The sequence below is a fragment of the Mesorhizobium kowhaii genome (assembly GCF_003253745.1).
In the GTDB taxonomy this organism is placed as follows: domain Bacteria; phylum Pseudomonadota; class Alphaproteobacteria; order Rhizobiales; family Rhizobiaceae; genus Mesorhizobium; species Mesorhizobium kowhaii.
On record NZ_MZXV01000056.1, the window covers coordinates 285,680 to 303,952 of the forward strand.

The following is an 18,273-nucleotide window of genomic DNA, read 5'->3' on the forward strand; positions in this document are numbered from 1 at the left end:
AATGGACGAGAATTCTTCCGCCCGCTTGAAGCGCCGGCTCGTAGGCGTCGTCTATCGCATCGGCTTGTTCCTGGCGATGCTGACCATCTGTCTGCCTGGTCTGTGGATCGTCCTGTCGTCGCTGCGACCGACCGTCGAGATCATGGCCAAGCCGCCGGTATGGATCCCGCAGGAGATCTCGTTCGACGCCTATGTCGCCATGTTCAGCGGCATCGGCAAGGGCGGCATCCCGGTGATCGAGTACTTCCGCAACTCGCTGATCATCTCGGTGACCTCGACGGTCATTGCCGTGGCCATCGGCATGGCCGGCGGCTATGCGTTTGCGCGCTACCGCTTCCGCGGCAAATCGAGTGTCTTCCTTGGCCTGATGCTGACACGCACGGTGCCAGGCATCGCTCTGTCGCTGCCGCTGTTCTTCCTCTATGTGCGGCTTGGCATCATCGACACGCATTTCGGGCTGATCCTTGCCTATGTCGCGCTCAACGTGCCGTTCACGATCTGGCTGATCGACGGCTTCTTCCGCCAGGTGCCGAAGGACCTCGCGGAAGCGGCGCAGATCGATGGCTGCACGCGCTGGCAGGCGTTCTGGCAGGTCGAGTTCCCGCTCGCCGGGCCGGGCATCGCTTCCGCAGCGATCTTCGCCTTCCTGACCTGCTGGAATGAATTCGCGCTGGCCTCGCAGCTGACCCGCTCGGTGAGCGCCAAGACGCTGCCGGTCGGCCTGCTCGACTACACGGCCGAGTTCACCATCGACTGGCGCGGCATGTGCGCGCTCGCCGTGGTGATGATCATTCCGGCGCTCACCCTCACCTTTATCGTCCAGAAACACCTTGTCGGCGGCCTGACCTCCGGCGCGGTGAAAGGCTGATCCATGGCAACTGTTTCCCTCACCAAGCTGACCAAGCGCTACGGCAATGTCGGGATCGTGCACGGCATCGATCTCGACATCGCCGACCGCGAATTCATCGCGCTGGTCGGCCCCTCCGGCTGCGGCAAGTCGACAACGCTGCGCATGATCGCCGGACTGGAGGAGATCAGCGCCGGCTCGATCGAGATCGGCGGCCGCGTCGTCAACGACCTGCCGCCGCGCTCGCGCAACATCTCGATGGTGTTCCAGTCCTACGCGCTCTATCCGCATATGACGGTGCGCGAGAATCTCGGCTTCTCCCTGAAGATCGCCGGTGCGGCCAAGGAAGACATGGACCGCCGCGTCGCCGAGGCCTCGGCCATCCTCGGCCTCGACACGCTGCTGGACCGCCGCCCGTCGCAACTGTCCGGTGGCCAGCGTCAGCGCGTTGCCATGGGTCGTGCCATCGTACGCGATCCCGACGTCTTCCTGTTCGACGAGCCGCTTTCCAACCTCGACGCCAAGCTGCGCACACAGATGCGCACCGAGATCAAGAAACTGCATGCCAAGGTGCAGTCGACGGTGATCTACGTCACCCATGACCAGGTCGAGGCGATGACGCTTGCCGACCGCATCGTCATCATGCGTGACGGCTACATCGAACAGGTCGGCACCCCCGACGAGGTTTTCCGGCGACCGGCGACGCGCTTCGTTGCCGGCTTCATCGGCTCGCCGCCGATGAACTTGCACGAGGCCACGATCGACGGTGGCCAGATGATTTTCGGCAGTGGTGAAAAACTGCCGCTGCCAGGCCAGTTCAAGACCAATGTCGCTACCGGTGACAAGGTCGTGTTCGGGCTGCGGCCGGACGACATCTATCCGACCGGCCATGGCATCAGTTCCGGCGGCGTCGCCGACGTCCACCAGATCGAACTGCCGATCACGGTGACCGAACCGCTCGGCAACGAGACGCTGGTGTTCGTCGAATTCAACGGCACTGACTGGGTGTCGCGCATGCTGAATCCGAGGCCGCTGAAATCGGGCGAGCGGATCGCCATGAGTTTCGACATGTCGCAGGCACATCTGTTTGCCGCCGACACCGGGAAGACATTGCGGAGCTGACGGACATGGCCAGAATCGAGAAAGTCGAACTGCGGATGGTGGACCTTGTCCCCAAGGTCAAGCGCACCGACGCGATCCAGAGCTTCGTCAGCCAGGAAACGCCGATCGTGACGATCACCGATTCCGACGGCGCGGTCGGCACCGGCTACAGCTATACGATCGGCACCGGCGGTTCGTCGGTGATGCGGCTCCTTTCCGACCATCTCGCGCCGCGCCTGATCGGCCGCGACCCCGACATGATCGAGGCGATCTGGCACGATCTCGAATTTGCCACCCATGCCACCACGATCGGTGCGATCACGGCCATAGCGATCGCGGCGATCGACACGGCGCTGTGGGATCTGCGGGCGAAGAAGCAGAAGCTACCACTGTGGAAGCTGGCCGGCGGTGCCAAGGACCGCTGCCCGCTCTACACGACCGAAGGCGGCTGGCTGCACATCGAGACGCAGGCGCTGGTCGACGATGCGCTGGCCGCCAAGGCCAAGGGCTTTCGCGGCTCGAAGGTGAAGATCGGCAAGCCGCACGGCTCGGAAGATCTTGCCCGCCTGTCGGCGGTGCGCAAGGCGGTTGGCGACGGCTACGAAATCATGACCGACGCCAATCAGGGGTTCTCGGTCGATGAGGCGATCCGGCGCGCGGCCAGGTTGCGCGAGCTCGACCTCGCCTGGATCGAAGAGCCATTGCCGGCCGACGACATCGACGGGCATGTGCGGTTGTCGAACTCGACGCCGACGCCGATCGCCATCGGCGAGTCGCTCTATTCCATCCGCCATTTCCGCGAATACATGCAGAAAGGCGCCTGCTCGATCGTCCAGGTCGATGTCGGCCGCATCGGCGGCATCACACCCTGGCTCAAGATCGCCCATGCGGCGGAGGCCTTCGACATTCCGGTCTGCCCGCATTTCCTGATGGAACTGCATGTCAGCCTGACCTGCGCTGTTCAGAACGGCCGCTATGTCGAGTACATTCCGCAGCTCGACCAGTTGACCGGCAAGCACATGCGCATCGAGGATGGGCAGGCGCTGGCGCCCGACGAGCCGGGCATCGGCATCGATTGGGACTGGGACGCGGTCAAGGCCATGAGCATCGCCGAATTCACCACGGCGATCACCAGATAGGGAGACGGACATGCAGCGGATGGGGATGGTTCTGGGGCTGAAGCTGGAAAAGGTCGAGGAGTATGTCCGCCTTCATGCCGCCGTCTGGCCCGACGTGCTGACCATGATCTCGGCCTGCAACATCAAGAATTACTCGATCTACCTGAAGCGACCGGAGAACCTGCTGTTCAGCACGTTCGAATACCACGGCACCGACTACGCGGCCGACATGGCCAGGATGGCGGCCGACCCGAAGACGCAGGAATGGTGGGCGGTTTGCATGCCTTGCCAGGAACCGCTGGCGACGCGCGGGGAAGGCGAATGGTGGGCAGCGATGGACGAGGTTTTCCATCATGATTGAGGGCGGTTTCGACCCTGCCTCACTCGTCCAGTCCTGGCCCAAACCCTCGACGCCCCGGCCGATCGTCACCTTCGGCGCCGGTTCGATCGTCGGCGATGCGCATTTCCCGGCTTACAGGAAGGCCGGCTTCCCGATCGCCGGGCTTTACGATCCCGATCATGCCAAAGCGGAAAAGCTGGCCAGCCAATGGGGTGTGACGGTCTTCCGCACGCCCGAGGAAGCGGCCACTGTCGAGGGTGCGATCTTCGACCTCGCGACGCCACCCACTCACCATGCCGATGTGCTTGACGCATTGCCTGACGGCGCGGTGGCGTTGATCCAGAAACCGATGGGCAGCAACCTTACCGAGGCGACCGCAATCCTCGATATCTGCCGTTCCAAGAAGCTGCAGGCGGCGGTGAATTTCCAGGCGCGTTTCGCGCCGATGGTGCTGGCGCTCAAGGATGCCATCGCCAAGGGCTGGCTCGGCGAGATCGTCGACTTCGACGCCTGGCTGGCGCTGGCGACACCATGGCAGCTGTGGGAGTTCCTGCTCAAGGCGCCGCGCGTCGAGATCGCCATGCATTCGATCCACTATCTCGACCTGATCCGGCAGTTGCTCGGCGACCCGCATGGCGTGCACGCCAAGACGCTCGGCCATCCCAACCATGCCGTAGCGCAGACGCGCACCAGCGCCATTCTCGACTATGGCGATACCGTGCGCTGCGCACTGTCGATCAATCACGACCACAAATTCGGCCGCCGGCACCAGGCCTCCGAGTTCCGCATTTGCGGCACCGAGGGCGCGGCCTATCTCAAGCTTGGCCTCAACCTCGACTATCCGCGCGGCGAACCGGAGGTGCTGGAAATTTATCCGAAAGGCGGAACCGATTGGATCGCGGTGCCATTGGCCGGAGCATGGTTCCCCGATGCCTTCGTCGGCCGCATGGCCAATGTCCAGCGTTTTGCGGCCGGCGAGGACGCGAAGCTGATCAGTCCGGTCGAGGATGCGTGGTACACCATGGCGCTGGTCGAGGCCGCTTATCAGTCGAGTGCGGCACCGGCGACGCCGATCGCGGAAAGACCCTGATGGAACAGATCCAGTATTTCGAAGACTACGAGATCGGCGCTTCGCGCCTCACCAGCGGCCGCACCATCACCGAGACCGACTTTGTCGTCCATGCCGGCCACACCGGCGATTTCTTCCCGCATCACATGGACGCCGAGTTCATGAAGATGACGCCGTTCGGCCAGCGCATTGCCCATGGCACGCTGGTGTTCTCGATCGGCATCGGGCTGACGGCGACCATCGTCAATCCCGTCGCCTTTTCCTATGGCTACGACCGGCTGCGCTTCATCAAGCCGGTGTTCATCGGCGACACGATCCGCACGCGCACCACCATCGCGGCCAAGGAGGACGATCCCAAGCGGCCGGGCTCCGGACGGGTGATCGAACGCTGCGAAGTGATCAACCAGCGCGGGGACGTGGTGCTGGCAGCCGACCACATCTACATCGTCGAACGCAGGCCGGCGCGGAGCTGAAACTCGGGGCAATTCCTATGAGCCGGTGGCGCGCGGTGATGCGCTCCAGCCCGAGCAGCAGGACCGGTGTTGCCGCCACCAGGATCATGCTGTGCGCGGCACCCGCCACTGGACTCCGAGCACGCCTTCACCACGGCCTAGGATTTTCGCGACAGACCATCTCCCTCTATCGCGTTGACCAGCGTCTCGCTTCCTTCGCGAAGATGCTGCATCAAAATGCTTACGGCCTTGTCGCCGTCGCGCCGCCGGCAGGCAGCCAGCAGGTCGCGGTGCTCCGTCTGCGAGCGGTTGCGATAGTCCAGGTTCGACAGCAGGATACGGACATAACGATCAGCCGCGTTGTGATGCGCCTCGATCAGGCCGAGCAATCGCCGGTTGCCGCAGGCATGGTAGAGAGCCAGATGAAAGGCCCGGTTCAGCGCGCCCCATCGGCCGACATTGCGCTCCGCGTCGATCTGGTCGAGCACCTGTTCAGCCTCCTCGAGCTTCGCGCCGGCGAGGCCGGGTACAGAGAGCCGGAGCGCCTCGCTTTCGAGCAGCTCGCGCAATGCATAGATTTCGCTGATCTCGGCGCTGTCCATCCGGGCGACATGCGCGCCCTTTGTCGGGTGGATGGAAACAATACCCTCGGCTTCAAGCTGGCGAAGGGCGTCACGAATGGGCATCCGGCTGAAGCCGAACTGCTCGGCCAGCTCGTCCTGGCGAAGCGGAGTGCCTGCCTTTATCGTGCCATTGGCAATCGCCTCGCGCAGGACATTGGCGACCTGCTCGGCCACGGTCCGCGGGCCCTGCATCACGCTTTCCGCAAACCCTCGCAAGCGATGCTCCTTTTCACACGTCGCCCAGCCTAACCGAAGACTCCCTGCATGGATATAAGTATGCCCGTATACGCGCCGTCAGACAGGCGGCGGCGGCAAGGATCGGCACGGCGCCGGTGGATCATGGCAAGGAGAGCATGCCTCGAAACTGGCTACGCCACGTCCGTCGCCTTATTTGCGAGAACTGCCCTTCCGAACGTGACCGCTGACCTGCACGCCGTCCTCGGCACGCAGATACAGGAAGCCGGGAATGGACAGCAGCGGGATGATCGCGGTCAGCAGGAACACCTCATGAAAGCGCTCCGGTGTCACGATGTGGGTTTCCCCTGCAACCAGACCCAGCACCATGGCGGCGATTGAAACGCCGAGCGAAACGCTGAGCTGCTGCAGGACGCCGCCGAGGCTGGTGGCGCGGCTGAGCTTGTCCGCCGGCAGGTCGGCATAGGACAGCGTGTTGGAAGTCATGAACTGCGCCGAACGGATGATGCCGAACACAAAGACGTAGAGGCCGATCATCCAGTGCGGCGTGTCGGCGCCGATCAGGGCGAAGCCCGCTACGGCGGCGGAGCCGACAAGCGCGCTGCCGATCAGCACGACATTGAAGCCGAAGCGCCGCAACAGCGGCGACAGCAGCGGCCGGATGAGCAAGGCGCCGAAGCTGCCGACGAATGTCAGCGAACCGGAGGTGACCGGGCTCATGCCAAAGCCGACCTGCAGCATCAGCGGCAACAGGAACGGCACGCCGTTGAGGCCGACGCGGCACAGGCCGCCGGCCAGCGTGCCGACCCAGAACGAGCGAAACCGAAACAGCGTCAGGTCGACTGCCGGCGCGACGACGCGGCGCGCATAGCGCCCGAAGGCGAGCAGCAGCAGGACCGCCGCGGCCAGCACCAGCACTGTCGCCGAAACAGGGATGATCGGCCGGCCGATACTCTCCAGCCCGAATTGCAGCAGTGCAACGCCGCACCCCACCATCAGGAACCCGGCGAAGTCGAAGCGTTGCACCGCTTGCTCATGGAAATCGTCGACGAAGCGCAGCGCGGCCAGAATGCCGAGGCAGCCGAACGGCACGTTGACATAGAATATCCAGCGCCACGAGGCATAGGTGGTCAACAGGCCGCCGAGCAGCGGCCCGATGACAGGTCCCATGATGGCGGGCAAGGTCATGTAGGTCATGGCGGTGATCAGCCCGCTGCGCGGAAAGCTGCGCAGCAGGATCAGCCGCCCGACGGGCGTCATCATGGCGCCGCCCAGCCCCTGCAGGGCGCGCATCGCCAGCAGCATGCCGAAACTGTTGGCGATGCCGCACAGCGCCGAGCCAAGGGTGAAGGTGAAAAGCGCCAGCGCGAACACGCGTCGTGCGCCGAACCTGTCCGCGAACCAGCCGCTGACGGGAATGAACACGGCCAAGGTCAGAATGTAAGTGGTGATCGCCAGGTTCAGCCTGACCGGCGTCGTGTCGAGGCTGCGCGCGATGGCCGGGATTGCGGTGGTGATGATGGTGGAATCGAGCTGCTCCATCAGAAAGGCGATGGCGACGATTGTCGGAATGATCAGTCTCAGCCTCGGGTCACGCTCGGTGGCAAATTGAGGCTGTTCCAATGCTGTGACCAATTCCGGCGGCTGTGTGCGATCAGTTGGGACCTGATCACGCGGCCTGTCTTATGATCCGACAAAAAGCGGAACGGTAGTCATTTCTGCCTGGATGGAGGTCAACAAATCTTGACTGCAGGCCGCGAGTTCTGCGGCGAAGACGGCAGTGATTGGCTACGGCTTGGCCGCGAAGTCGAACCGGCAATGGTCGTGCCGGCCTTCGCAAGCGCAGCATGTCTCCTCGCATTCGACTTCCGTCGCTGTCGCAAGACCGAGCAGGAACGAGGAGGCGCCGGTGACAAAACCCTCGAACATGTAGCAGACGCGCTGGCCAGGCCCCTGCCCGGCCTCCAGCGCGAAGATCGAATTCCTCAGGCTGATGCTGCCATGACGGCCGGCGACATCCAGCGCGTCGATCGAGAACTGGCCCCAGCCGCGTTGCGACAGACGCTGAAAATAGTGGCGGAACGTCGCCTCGGGATCGAGGCCCTTACCGCGCACCTGCTCCTCGCACCATTCGATGGCGGACTTTGCGGTCGCCGCTCGCAGGATGGCGCGATAGGCGTCGCGGCCAAGCGCTGCCTCGACCGCGAGATGATTGTTCACCAGGAAGTGCCTGGGCATGTAGACCATCGGCAGCCCGTCGGTCCGCCAGATGCCGCTCGTCTCGTCGACATCGATCGGAACCGCGGGCTGCATGATGCCTAGGCCGCTTGACGCTGCGCGGCGACCGACGCCGACTGGTCCTTGTAGAGCTCGCCGTCCTTCATGATGACGACGAGGTTCTTCTCATGCACCATCATGTCGAGGTCCTTCAGCGGGTCGCCATTGACCAGCAGCAGGTCGGCGATGAAGCCTTCCTTGACCATGCCGAGTTCGTCGCCGAGGCCCATCACCTGGCCGCCGAGCCGCGTGCCGCATTGCAACGCCTCGCTCGGCGAATAGCCGAGCAGGTCGACGAAATGCTTGAGGTCGCGCGCGTTGGTGCCTTGCGGCGTCTGCGCGAAACCATAGTCGCCGCCGATCAGCGCACGCACGCCGCGCTTGCGCAGTTCGGTGTAGACCTTGCGGCTGTCGTCGAGGATGCGCTGCATGCCGAACTTGACCGCCATCTCGTGGGTGAAGCCGAAGGGCTCGCCCTCGTACAGCGTGCCGTAGATGATGCCGATGGCCGGGCCGACGAAGATGCGGTCCTTGGCCGATTCCAGCGCGTCGAGCGCTTCCTCGTCGGCGGATTCGCAGTGGTAGATGACGTCGACGCCGCACTTCACCGCGCGCTTCACCGAACCGGCGGCGCGGGCATGGCAGTTGATCTTCTTGCCGAAGTCACGCGCGACCGACACCGCCGTCATCACCTCGGCCTCGCTCATCACGGTGAGGCCGCCATGCGCCGCAGGGCTCAGATCATCGCCGGAAATGTTGATCTTGATGTTGTCGGCGCCTTCGCGGCAGCACAGGCGCACCGCCTTGGTGATCTCCTCGACGCCGTCGGCGATCATGCCGAAGCTCTCGTGATACATATGCTGCTGGCGCTCGTCGCCAAGGCCGCCGGTCACAGTGATCTCGGGGCTGCCGGCACGCATGCGCGGCCCCGGCAGGCGGCCGGCATTGATTTCGTTGCGGATGACGATGTCGAGCCTGAGCTTCGAGGTCGCGGCGCTGTAGGCGCTGGTGAAGCCATGGTCGAGCAACGTCTTGGCATTGCGCATGGTGAGCAGAAGGTGCTCCTCGGGCGGGATCAGGCCGAGGTCGGAATCCTTGATCGCGCCGCCGAAGGAGATGTGGGCATGGCCTTCGACAAGGCCCGGCATCAGCGTCATGCCGCGGCACTCGACCGTCGTCGCGCCGTCGCCGGACAATTGCCCGGGCGTGCGCGCGATGGTGACGATGCGGCCGTTGTCGACCAGCAGATCGGCCGGAAAGGCATCGGCGCCGGTGCCGTCCCAGATCATGGCATTTCGAAACATCACTCTTGTCATGACATCGTCCTTTCGGAGTTGACGGGTTTTATTGGTTGACGGCTTGCGCTGATATGACGTCGTCGGCAACGACATTGGACAGGATGCCGACGTCCTCCAGCTCCACTTCGCAGACGTCGCCATGCTTCATGAACAGCTGCGGCTTGCGCGCCATGCCGACGCCGGACGGCGTGCCGGTGACGAGGATGTCGCCCGGCTCGAGCGTGATCGCCTCGCTGATGATCGAGATCAGCGACGCGACATCGAAGATCATGTCGCTGGTCGAGGCGCTCTGGACGATTTGGCCGTTGAGGCGTGTCTGGATGCGCAGCCCCTTGCCGCCCGGCGGCAATTCGTCCGCCGTCACGAAGATCGGCCCGAAGGATCCGGTGCCGTCGAAGTTCTTGCCGACGGTCCATTGCGGCGACTTGGTCTGGAAGTCGCGGATCGAGGCATCGTTGAAGATGGAGTAACCGGCGACATGGCTCAGCGCCTGGCCGGGGGCAATGTGGCGGCCGGCCTTGCCGATGATGGCGACCATCTCGCCTTCGTAGTCGAGCTGGATCGAGGCCTCCGGACGGCGGATGGCCGCGCCATGCCCGATCAGGCTGGTCGAGAAGCGGGCAAACAGCGTCGGATAGGTCGGCGGCACGAAGCCGCTCTCGATCGAATGGTCGACATAGTTCAGACCGACGCAAATGATCTTGCCCGGCGCCGATATCGGCGGCAGCCATTCGACCGATTGAGGATCGATCCGTCGTCCGCTGGCCAGCCGCTCGCCGGCCGCCTGCAGCGCCTGCGCGCCTTCGGCAATCAGGTCCTCCAATCGTCCGGGAAACATCGCATCGCTTTCGTCGATGCCGCGGAACTCACCTTCCGGCAATGCGATTGCCAGTCCGGGTCCCCGCGACGATTTATAGGCTGCAAATCGCACTGGCCACATCCTCGCTTGTGAAGGCTGGACTTTGTTCAGAAATTATATATCTGTCAACAGAGAATATATTATTTTGCATTCTGATTCCTGCCTGGGATAATGTATGAGGGGCATTCGATGGACAGATTCGGCCGCGGGCGAACCAATGGCTAGGGAAGGCTCGATCAATCTCACCCAGGGCGCGTATGAGGATCTGCGCGCCGACCTGTTGTCGTGCCGGATCGCGCCCGGCAGCCGGCTCAAGGTGCAGGAACTGTGCGACAGGCTGTCCGTCAGCCTCGGTGCCATCCGCGAGGCACTGTCGCGGCTGACGTCCGAGGGCCTTGTCGTGGCCGAGCCGCAGCGCGGCTTTCGCGCCGCGCCGATTTCGGCCGAGGACCTGCTCGACCTCACCAAGACCCGCATCCAGATCGAGACGCTGTGCATCCGCCGTGCCATCGAGGTCGGCGACGTCGCCTGGGAATCGCAGTTGGTCGCCGCCCTGCATCGGCTGTCGCGCACGCCCGAGCACACACCGGATGATCCGGTGCATTCGAGCGATGAATGGGCGACCGCGCATGCGGCCTTCCACAAGGCCCTGGTCGGCGGCTGCGACAGCCGCTGGCTGCTGCGCCTGCGCGACCAGCTTTACGATCAGAGCGAGCGCTACCGCCGACGTTCGGTCTCGCTGGCGCCCAATGCCCGCAACATCAGCAAGGAACATCAGGACCTCGCCAATGCCGTGCTCGACCGCGATACCGAGAAGGCAGCCGAACTGCTGGCGGCGCATCTGGCGGTGACCACCGACATCCTGCTGGCCGCCGAAGCCGATGACCTGCCGGCGCGCAAGACAATTGTGCGGGCATAGCGTTTCATTTTCGAGTTCCTCGGACAGGATGTAAAAACGCCGCCCGTACAAACGGGCGGCGTTTTGCGTCACGGGCCTACTGGCGCAGATTGGTCCAGATCCGGTCATAGGCACGGATCGCCTTCTCGTCGCATGACGGTGCAAACGAGATTTTCAGGTCGGCCGGCGGGTTGAACTCCGGCGAGCCGCCAATATCCGCCGCCAGATATTTGTTCGATCCAGCGATCGCACTCTGGTAGCCGGTGTATTTCTGCTGCAACGCGATGTTTTCCGGGTCCATCAGGAAGTTGAGGAACTTCTTGGCGTTCTCGACATTCGGCGCCGTCGAGGGCACGGCGACATTGTCCATCCAGCCGACAACGCCTTCCTTGGGATAGACATATTTGACCGTCGACTTCTGCTGGCGTGTCGCCAGCGCCTTGCCCGACCACTGCTCGTGCATGACCGTCTCGCCCGCAACCTGGCGCTCGACTATGCCGTCGGAATTGTAGACCTTGACGAAAGGCTTTTGCGCCTCGAGCAAGGCATCGAGTTCCTTCAAGTCCGCCGGATTGCTGTTGCACTGGTCCTTGCCGAGATAGACGAGCGCCAGCGACATCACCTCGGTCGGCGAGCCGAACATGCCGACCTTGCCCTTGAGCTCCGCCGGTGGATCGAAGAGTGGCTTCAAGCTGTCGGTCGGACCCTTGTAGACGGCGGTGTCGACCGAATAGGACGTGGTGCCCCACACCCATGGCACGGTGTATTTCGCATCCGGATCCCAAGACCGGTGCTGCCATTTCGGATCGACGTTCTTGAAATTCGGCATCGCCCCTGCATCGACCTCCTGGAACAGCTTCTGCTTGACGAAGATCGGCACGAAGTCGTTGCTGATGATCATCACATCGTAGCCGGCAGCGCCCGAGCTCAGCTTGGCGAGCGCGGTCTCGTTCGAATCGTAGGTGTCGATGGTGACCTTGACGCCGGTCTCCGCCTCGAATTTCTTGATCATTTCGTCCGACGTGTAGTCGGTCCAGTTGTAGATGCGCAGTTCGCCGGCATCGGCGAGCGCGGTGGTGGTGATGGCCCCCATGATGGCGGTGGCCAGGGCTATTCCTGAAAGTCCTTCTTTCCATTTGGTCACGGTCGTTCTCCTCTGGTTTTGTTTTCTTGTTGTGACCATGATCTTTTCCGAAAACCGGCTTCCACTTTTCGGGATCATGGTTCAGGCAAATCTGTTGCGCCGTCCGACGAGCAATGCCGCCGCAACGAAGACGATGGAAACGGCAAGAAGGATGGTGGAGATGGCGTTGACCTCCGGCGTCACGCCAAGCCGCATCATGCCGTAGATGTAGACCGGCAAGGTGGTCGAGCCGGCGCTCGACACCATCATCGAGATCAGGAAATCATCGAGCGAGACGACGAAGGCCATGATGGCGCCGGCCGAGATCGCCGGCAGCAGCAAGGGCAGCGTGACGCGGCGAAACAGCCGCCACTCGTCGGCGTAGAGGTCACGGCCGGCCTCCTCCAGCGTACCGCCCATGTCGCGCAGCCGTGCCTGGATCGGCAACAGCGCGAACGGGATGCAGAAGACGGTGTGGGCGATCATCAGGTTGATGAGCCCGTGATGCATGCCGAGCCCGGAGAAGAAGATCAGCGTGGTGATCGCCACGACGATCTCCGGCACCACCAGCGGCATCGCGATCAGCGCCGTTGCCGCGCTGCGTCCGAAGCGTAGCCGGCCGCGTTCCAGCGCCAGCGCACCGGCCGTGGCAATGGCCGTCGAGGCGATGGTGGCGACGATGGCGATGATGACGCTGTTGAAGGCGGCGTCGCGGATCGAGTTGTTGTTGGCGACCGCCACGAACCATTTGAAACTGAAGCCGGCCCATACGGTGACCAGCCGGCTCGAGTTGAAGGCATAGATCACCAGGATCAGCAACGGCGCGTAGAAGAACACGAATATCAGAGCGGTGTAGGCCGACAGGCCGGGCGTGTGCCGCCAGTCGAAGGGTTTCGCTCCGGTCATCGCCGTTCCTCCTGTGCCTTGCGCGAACGGATGACGAAGACGGTCAGCACTACGACCGTGACGACGGTCGACAGCGCGGCCCCAAACGGCCAGTTGCGCGACGAGGTGAACTGCATCTGGATCAGGCTGCCGATCAGCAGCTTCTTGCCGCCGCCAAGCAGGTCGGGGGCCAGGAACGAACCGAGCGCCGGCGCAAACACAAGCGTGGCGCCGGCCAGCGCACCGGGTCTCGCCAGCGGCCAGACGATGCGGCGGAAGACGGCGGCGCGGCTGGCGTAGAGGTCGTGCGCGGCCTCGATCAGCCTGGGGTCGATGCGCTCCAGCGTCGAATAGATCGGCAGCACCATGAAGGGCAGGAAGGTGTAGACGAGGCCGAGCAGGATCGACCCGTCATTGTAGAGCAGTGGCAGCGGATCGGAGATGATACCGGCATGGCGCAGCGCGCCGTTCGCCAGGCCCTCGTCGCGCAGGATGAGGATCCAGCAATAGGTGCGGATCAGTGTGTTGATCCAGAACGGCAGCGTGACGGCAAACAGCAGGATCCGCCGGCGCTCCGGCGTCTGGCAAACGATGTACCAGGCAACCGGCAGGCCGAGCACGAGGCAGATAGCGGTCGTGGCAATGGCAAGGTAGATCGAACGCAGGATGATCAGCGCATAGCTCGGCGAAAAAACCAGGCCGTCGTCGAAGTCGCGCTGATACAGGAACTGGAGATAGGCGTCGAATGTCGCCGGCGCCGTGACGCCGCCATAAGGGTTGGCGGTCATGAAGGAATAGGCGACCGCCAGGAAGAGCGGCAGCACCATGAAGATGCCGATGACCAGCATGGCCGGTGCAATCAAGAGATAGGTGCGGTTCGGACCCATCGCCGTCTCAGTTCGCCAGTTCGCGTTCGACGTCGCGGGCCCAGTCGACGACGACCATGTCACCCGTCGCGAGTGCCGCACCACCGCGCGAGCGCGAATGCAGCCTTGCTCCCTCTTCCAGGACAACCTCGTAGAGCGTGTCGGAGCCGAGGAAGGTGATGGCTGAAACGGCTCCCCTGGCGTGACCTCTGGCGCCATCCGATGCCGGTGACACGACGATGTGCTCCGGACGCACGACGATCGTCTTGGCCGGGTCGCGGCCAAGCGCTGCACCCGGCAGCAGGTTGGACTCGCCGATGAAGTCGGCGACGAAGCGGTCCTGCGGATTGTCGTAGATGTCCCGCGGCGTGCCGACCTGCAGCACGTCGCCGCTGCGCATCACCGCGATCCTGTCGGACATGGCGAGCGCCTCTTCCTGGTCGTGGGTGACCAGCACGAAGGTGATGCCGGTTTCGCGCTGCAGGCGCTTCAACTCGCTCTGCATGCCCTTGCGCAGTTTGAGATCGAGAGCCGACAGCGGTTCGTCGAGCAGAAGCACACTAGGCTTGGGAGCGAGGGCACGCGCCACCGCGACGCGCTGCTGCTGGCCACCCGACAATTGCGCCGGGCGGCGCGTGGCAAAGCCCTCGAGCCGCACCATTTCCAGCGCTTCCCTGACGCGCTCGTCGATCAGCGATTTCGGCGCGTTCTGCATCTCGAGCCCGAACGCGATGTTCTCGGCGACGCTCATATGCGGGAACAGCGCGTAGCTCTGGAACACGGTGTTGACCGGCCGCTTCTGCGGCGGCAAGGCGGCGACATTGCTGCCGGCGATGCGGATGACGCCCGAGCTCGGCGCCTCGAAGCCGGCGATCAGCCGCAAGAGGGTCGTCTTGCCGCAGCCCGACGGGCCGAGCAACGTGAAGAACTCATTATCGTAGATTTCCAGGCTGACTTCGTTCAGCGCGTGAACCGGATCGGCGTCCCTGGTCACGAAGGATTTTGACACGCTTTGGATGTCGATCATGACCGGCAAATTCCTGGGACTGCGGTGAGATGGCCGGGCGTGTCGAAGGCCATCGCGGTCTTTCGGAACCGCGCCTAAAAATTCGCTCCAAAATTATATTTGTCAACAAATAATATATTGTTTTTGCTTTCTGACACACGAAAGTGTGGCAGGGAACCATCATCCCCTAGGCCGGGCCCTTCGCAGGTCGTGGCGATACGCCGTGGCGCTCAGAGCACCTTGCCGCTGTCGGGATCGAGCAGGTGCATATGGGCCATGCCAAGCGAGAGTGTCGCGACCTCGCCGGGCTTCGGTGTCGAAGCTGGATCGATGCGCGCCGTTGCCTCCGCGCCGGCGATCAGCACATGCAGCAGCGTCTCCATGCCCATCGGCTCGACCACCTCGACCGGCGCCTTGATGTCGACAACGTCGGGCCGCTCGCGCTGCTCGGTGATGTGCTCGGGACGCAAGCCGAATTCGAGTTCGCGCCCGACATGGCTGGCATAGCGTGCGGTACGGACAGCCGGGACGGCGAGTGCTGTGCCATCGACGAGCACGACCGCGAGCCGGTCGCCGCGTGCTTCCAGGCGACACTTGAAAAAGTTCATGCCGGGGCTGCCGATGAAGCCGGCGACGAAGCGGCTGGCCGGCTCATGGTAGAGGTCGTTGGGCGGTCCGATCTGCTCGATACGCCCCTTGTTCATCACCACGACACGGTCGGCCAGCGTCATCGCCTCGACCTGGTCATGGGTGACGTAGACTGTCGTGGTCGCGACCATCTGGTGCAGCTTCTTGATCTCGGCGCGCATCTTCACCCTGAGCTTGGCGTCGAGGTTGGAGAGCGGTTCGTCGAACAGAAACACTTTCGGCTGGCGCACCATGGCGCGGCCCATCGCAACGCGCTGGCGCTGACCGCCGGACAGTTGGTGCGGCTTGCGTTGCAGCAGTTCGCTGAGGTCGAGGATGTCGGCGACACGGGCGATGCGTTGCGTCACCTCGCCATCCGGCACCTTGCGGATGCGCAGGCCGAAAGCCATGTTCTGCGCCACGGTCATCTGCGGATAGAGCGCGTAGCTCTGGAAGACCATCGCGATATCGCGATCCCTGGCCTGAACGTTGTTGACCAGCCTGCCGCCGATATGGATCTCGCCGCCGCTCGGCCTGTCCAGTCCCGCCACCATGCGCAGCGTCGTCGACTTGCCGCAGCCGGATGGCCCAACGAGGACGACGAATTCGCCCTCGGCGATATCGAGATCGATATCGTGCACGACCTTCAGATTCTGGAAGCTCTTGGAAACCTGCCTCAGTTCGACATCCGCCATGGCGCTATTCCTTTCTGGCCGGCGCGAACATGTCGAGCGCCAGCGCCGCGGCACCAATCACGCCGGCGTCGTTGCCATGCTCCACCGCCACGATCACCGGCGGGCGGCCGGGCTTGAGCAGCACGAAATCCCTGACATTGCGGGCAATGCGGTCGGTGAAGAACGGGCCGGCCAGTGCCAGACCGCCGCCGATGATCGCCGCCTCGATGTTGAGCATGTTCGACATGATGCCGATCATCTGGCCGAGCCAGCGTGCCACCTCGTCGACAACCTGCAGCGCGATCGGCTCACCCTGCTTGGCAAGATCGCAGACCGCCTCGGCGTTGGTGGCGTCGGTGTCCGGCTTGAGCTGGCGATAGCGGTTGACGAGCGCGCGGGCGCTGGCCAGGTTCTCGACCATGCCAGGCACCGGATCGGCAATGTCGGTGCGGGCCGGATCGAGCGAGATGCAGCCGAGTTGTGGCGGCAAACCGTCCGGACCGTCGATGACCTTGCGGTCGATGACCATGGCGCCGCCGATGCCGGTGCCAAGCGTCAGCAGCGCAAAGCGGGAGAAGGGACGGCCGGCGCCGTGCCGCATTTCGCCATGGGTGGCGCAGACGGCATCGTTGCGGACGATGGCCGGGACGCCAAAGCGAATGCCGAACAGTTTTGACAGCGACCCCTTCAACAGCGCCGGGATCGCCGGGCAGCGACCGTTCAGCATGCCGGTCTCGGGATTTGGCGTGCCCGGCACACCAATGCCGATGGCCGCGATGTCCGGAAACTGCCGCGTCAGCTCCTCGGTGGCCTTGGTGACCAGATGGACGAAATCCGAAAACTCGATATCCCGATGCACCGGGACAGTACCGCGCGCCAGCACCTTGCCCGATCCGTCGACGGCGCCGAGCTTGACCAGGCTGCCACCAATGTCGATTCCGATCGCGGTTACCATCAGGCCTCCTTGCGGATGCGCACGTTGAGCCTGCGTCCGAGATTGGGGTAGATCATCTTGTCCGGATCGATGCCACGCGCGATCGCCAGCTCGCAGCCATACCATTGCAGCGGGATCGGCGCCCAGCAACCGGCGAGCCATTGCTGTTCCGGCGCCGTCGGCCAGCTGACATTGAGATCGAAACGGGTTGGACGGCCGGAGAGGTTGAGCACGACCGTTCGCGGTCCGAGTTCGGCCAATGCCTCGCCAAGATTGGCGGCGACCTTCGCTTCGGTCGCGGTCTGTGCGATGGCGATCACCAGGCTCTTGTCCGTCGTGCCATAGACATGACCGTGCAAAGCCTCTTCGGTGTCGAAGGCGGCTGTCGGCACGCCGCTGATCTCGGCGATCTTGAGCGACGCCTCAAGCGCGGTGCCAAGATGCGTCGCCTGTCCGGCGACCAGTATGTAGTCGGGGACGCCGAACCGCGTGATCAGATCCTTTGCAGCCGCCAGACCGGTTTCCGCTGTCTGCTCCAGTTGCGCAAGCAACCCCGACAGATCGACCGCCTTGTTGGCGAGCTTGGCCGCGACCGCCAGCACCGAGATAACGGTGGCGGTATAGCCCATGGTCTTGGGGCCGACCGTCTCCGGGCCGATCGGCATGACGATCACCTCGGCGCCCGCCTCCGTAATCAGGCTGCCCTCCTCACCAGTAATGACAAGGGTGGGAAACCCGCGCGCAACGGACAAACGCACCGCCTCGATCGTGGTGATGCTCATGCCGGACTGCGAGGCGGCGAGAACCAGCGTGCGTTGGCCCGATGCCTTGGGCGGCAGGCGCAGGAAAGCCTCTGGCTCCTTGGCGATCACCGATGCGCCCGTCCCCTCCTCCAGCGCTTCGGCGCCGGCCAGCAACGCATTCATCGAGGAACCGGTGCCAAGCAGTACGATCCGCTCCGGCTTCTGGCGCAGGCTGGCGAAACTGTCGAGATCCGCGCCGATGGCGGCGGGCAGCCCGGTCAGGGTCGAGGGCTGCCGGCGGATGTAAGTGCCTATCTGCATCTTGGTGTTCCATCAGT

Annotated in this window: 19 protein-coding genes; 7 read left to right on the plus strand and 12 right to left on the minus strand. The window is 63.7% G+C overall.

Translation table 11 applies throughout. The annotated features are described in order from the left end of the window. The first annotated feature begins 1 nt into the window (after position 1). Genes B5V02_RS26855 through B5V02_RS26880 form a run of 6 tightly spaced genes read left to right on the plus strand, consistent with a single transcriptional unit; the run spans position 2 to position 4,948 of the window. Positions 2-868, plus strand: a complete 867-nt coding sequence (locus B5V02_RS26855; protein ID WP_111547055.1) for a carbohydrate ABC transporter permease — start codon at positions 2-4, stop codon at positions 866-868. A 3-nt stretch (positions 869-871) separates the two neighbouring features. Continuing rightward, positions 872-1,969 carry an ABC transporter ATP-binding protein gene (locus tag B5V02_RS26860; RefSeq protein ID WP_111547056.1) on the plus strand — a complete coding sequence of 366 codons (1,098 nt, stop codon included), beginning with the start codon at positions 872-874 and terminating at the stop codon, positions 1,967-1,969. A gap of 5 nt (positions 1,970-1,974) precedes the next feature. Then, positions 1,975-3,087, plus strand: a complete 1,113-nt coding sequence (locus B5V02_RS26865; protein WP_111547057.1) for a mandelate racemase/muconate lactonizing enzyme family protein — start codon at positions 1,975-1,977, stop codon at positions 3,085-3,087. Positions 3,088-3,097: 10 nt separating this feature from the next. Beyond that, positions 3,098-3,427, plus strand: a complete 330-nt coding sequence (locus tag B5V02_RS26870) for an L-rhamnose mutarotase (RefSeq protein WP_111547058.1) — start codon at positions 3,098-3,100, stop codon at positions 3,425-3,427. Continuing rightward, positions 3,423-4,496 carry a Gfo/Idh/MocA family protein gene (locus B5V02_RS26875; RefSeq protein ID WP_208647144.1) on the plus strand — a complete coding sequence of 358 codons (1,074 nt, stop codon included), beginning with the start codon at positions 3,423-3,425 and terminating at the stop codon, positions 4,494-4,496. The genes B5V02_RS26870 and B5V02_RS26875 overlap by 5 nt, the downstream gene beginning before the upstream one ends. Then, positions 4,493-4,948, plus strand: coding sequence for a MaoC/PaaZ C-terminal domain-containing protein (locus B5V02_RS26880; RefSeq protein ID WP_167458694.1), 456 nt, complete (start codon positions 4,493-4,495; stop codon positions 4,946-4,948). The genes B5V02_RS26875 and B5V02_RS26880 overlap by 4 nt, the downstream gene beginning before the upstream one ends. Positions 4,949-5,085: 137 nt before the next feature. On the opposite strand, the gene B5V02_RS26885 is transcribed toward B5V02_RS26880, so the two are convergent. The 5 genes from B5V02_RS26885 to B5V02_RS26905 all read right to left on the minus strand — a co-directional run bounded on the left by B5V02_RS26885 (position 5,086) and on the right by B5V02_RS26905 (position 10,251). Next, positions 5,086-5,742, minus strand: a complete 657-nt coding sequence (locus tag B5V02_RS26885) for a GntR family transcriptional regulator (RefSeq protein ID WP_111547061.1) — start codon at positions 5,740-5,742, stop codon at positions 5,086-5,088. Positions 5,743-5,937: 195 nt separating this feature from the next. Beyond that, positions 5,938-7,368, minus strand: a complete 1,431-nt coding sequence (locus B5V02_RS26890) for a DHA2 family efflux MFS transporter permease subunit (RefSeq protein ID WP_245446206.1) — start codon at positions 7,366-7,368, stop codon at positions 5,938-5,940. Between the two features lie 165 nt (positions 7,369-7,533). After that, positions 7,534-8,058, minus strand: coding sequence for a DUF5943 domain-containing protein (locus B5V02_RS26895; protein WP_111547063.1), 525 nt, complete (start codon positions 8,056-8,058; stop codon positions 7,534-7,536). A gap of 5 nt (positions 8,059-8,063) precedes the next feature. Further along, positions 8,064-9,338 (minus strand): metal-dependent hydrolase family protein, encoded by a 1,275-nt coding sequence (locus B5V02_RS26900; RefSeq protein WP_111547064.1) that lies wholly within the window; start codon positions 9,336-9,338, stop codon positions 8,064-8,066. A gap of 28 nt (positions 9,339-9,366) precedes the next feature. After that, entirely contained in the window at positions 9,367-10,251 is an 885-nt protein-coding gene (locus B5V02_RS26905; RefSeq protein WP_111547220.1) for a fumarylacetoacetate hydrolase family protein, read from the minus strand. A gap of 145 nt (positions 10,252-10,396) precedes the next feature. Here B5V02_RS26905 and B5V02_RS26910 point away from each other — a divergent pair, with 145 nt between their 5' ends. Beyond that, positions 10,397-11,098: a GntR family transcriptional regulator gene (locus tag B5V02_RS26910; RefSeq protein WP_111547065.1), complete on the plus strand. Its 702-nt coding sequence runs from the start codon at positions 10,397-10,399 to the stop codon at positions 11,096-11,098. A 76-nt stretch (positions 11,099-11,174) separates the two neighbouring features. On the opposite strand, the gene B5V02_RS26915 is transcribed toward B5V02_RS26910, so the two are convergent. From B5V02_RS26915 to B5V02_RS26945, 7 genes are all read right to left on the minus strand, one after another. After that, positions 11,175-12,221 (minus strand): extracellular solute-binding protein, encoded by a 1,047-nt coding sequence (locus B5V02_RS26915; RefSeq protein ID WP_208647139.1) that lies wholly within the window; start codon positions 12,219-12,221, stop codon positions 11,175-11,177. A gap of 81 nt (positions 12,222-12,302) precedes the next feature. Next, positions 12,303-13,106 carry an ABC transporter permease gene (locus B5V02_RS26920; RefSeq protein ID WP_111547067.1) on the minus strand — a complete coding sequence of 268 codons (804 nt, stop codon included), beginning with the start codon at positions 13,104-13,106 and terminating at the stop codon, positions 12,303-12,305. Then, the gene (locus B5V02_RS26925; protein WP_111547068.1) at positions 13,103-13,972 is read right to left on the minus strand and encodes an ABC transporter permease; all 870 of its coding nucleotides are present in this window, start codon (positions 13,970-13,972) and stop codon (positions 13,103-13,105) included. The genes B5V02_RS26920 and B5V02_RS26925 overlap by 4 nt, the downstream gene beginning before the upstream one ends. A gap of 7 nt (positions 13,973-13,979) precedes the next feature. Continuing rightward, complete coding sequence (locus B5V02_RS26930) at positions 13,980-14,978, minus strand: ABC transporter ATP-binding protein (protein WP_111547069.1); 999 nt, start codon at positions 14,976-14,978, stop codon at positions 13,980-13,982. Positions 14,979-15,187: 209 nt separating this feature from the next. Next, positions 15,188-16,279 carry an ABC transporter ATP-binding protein gene (locus B5V02_RS26935; RefSeq protein WP_111547070.1) on the minus strand — a complete coding sequence of 364 codons (1,092 nt, stop codon included), beginning with the start codon at positions 16,277-16,279 and terminating at the stop codon, positions 15,188-15,190. A 4-nt stretch (positions 16,280-16,283) separates the two neighbouring features. After that, positions 16,284-17,213: an ROK family protein gene (locus tag B5V02_RS26940; protein WP_167458672.1), complete on the minus strand. Its 930-nt coding sequence runs from the start codon at positions 17,211-17,213 to the stop codon at positions 16,284-16,286. Continuing rightward, positions 17,213-18,256 (minus strand): SIS domain-containing protein, encoded by a 1,044-nt coding sequence (locus B5V02_RS26945; RefSeq protein ID WP_111547072.1) that lies wholly within the window; start codon positions 18,254-18,256, stop codon positions 17,213-17,215. Before B5V02_RS26945 ends, B5V02_RS26940 begins: the two co-directional genes overlap by 1 nt. Positions 18,257-18,273: the final 17 nt, after the last annotated feature.

What these genes read in the sequence shown, in the direction of transcription:
- B5V02_RS26885 (WP_111547061.1), bottom strand. Translation starts at nt 5,742, where the DNA reads ATGCAGGGCCCGCGGACCGTGGCCGAGCAGGTCGCCAATGTCCTGCGC.
- B5V02_RS26895 (WP_111547063.1), bottom strand. Translation starts at nt 8,058, where the DNA reads ATGCAGCCCGCGGTTCCGATCGATGTCGACGAGACGAGCGGCATCTGG.
- B5V02_RS26910 (WP_111547065.1), top strand. Translation starts at nt 10,397, where the DNA reads ATGGCTAGGGAAGGCTCGATCAATCTCACCCAGGGCGCGTATGAGGAT.
- B5V02_RS26870 (WP_111547058.1), top strand. Translation starts at nt 3,098, where the DNA reads ATGCAGCGGATGGGGATGGTTCTGGGGCTGAAGCTGGAAAAGGTCGAG.
- B5V02_RS26940 (WP_167458672.1), bottom strand. Translation starts at nt 17,213, where the DNA reads ATGGTAACCGCGATCGGAATCGACATTGGTGGCAGCCTGGTCAAGCTC.
- B5V02_RS26935 (WP_111547070.1), bottom strand. Translation starts at nt 16,279, where the DNA reads ATGGCGGATGTCGAACTGAGGCAGGTTTCCAAGAGCTTCCAGAATCTG.
- B5V02_RS26865 (WP_111547057.1), top strand. Translation starts at nt 1,975, where the DNA reads ATGGCCAGAATCGAGAAAGTCGAACTGCGGATGGTGGACCTTGTCCCC.
- B5V02_RS26855 (WP_111547055.1), top strand. Translation starts at nt 2, where the DNA reads ATGGACGAGAATTCTTCCGCCCGCTTGAAGCGCCGGCTCGTAGGCGTC.
- B5V02_RS26920 (WP_111547067.1), bottom strand. Translation starts at nt 13,106, where the DNA reads ATGACCGGAGCGAAACCCTTCGACTGGCGGCACACGCCCGGCCTGTCG.
- B5V02_RS26900 (WP_111547064.1), bottom strand. Translation starts at nt 9,338, where the DNA reads ATGACAAGAGTGATGTTTCGAAATGCCATGATCTGGGACGGCACCGGC.
- B5V02_RS26930 (WP_111547069.1), bottom strand. Translation starts at nt 14,978, where the DNA reads ATGATCGACATCCAAAGCGTGTCAAAATCCTTCGTGACCAGGGACGCC.
- B5V02_RS26945 (WP_111547072.1), bottom strand. Translation starts at nt 18,256, where the DNA reads ATGCAGATAGGCACTTACATCCGCCGGCAGCCCTCGACCCTGACCGGG.
- B5V02_RS26925 (WP_111547068.1), bottom strand. Translation starts at nt 13,972, where the DNA reads ATGGGTCCGAACCGCACCTATCTCTTGATTGCACCGGCCATGCTGGTC.
- B5V02_RS26860 (WP_111547056.1), top strand. Translation starts at nt 872, where the DNA reads ATGGCAACTGTTTCCCTCACCAAGCTGACCAAGCGCTACGGCAATGTC.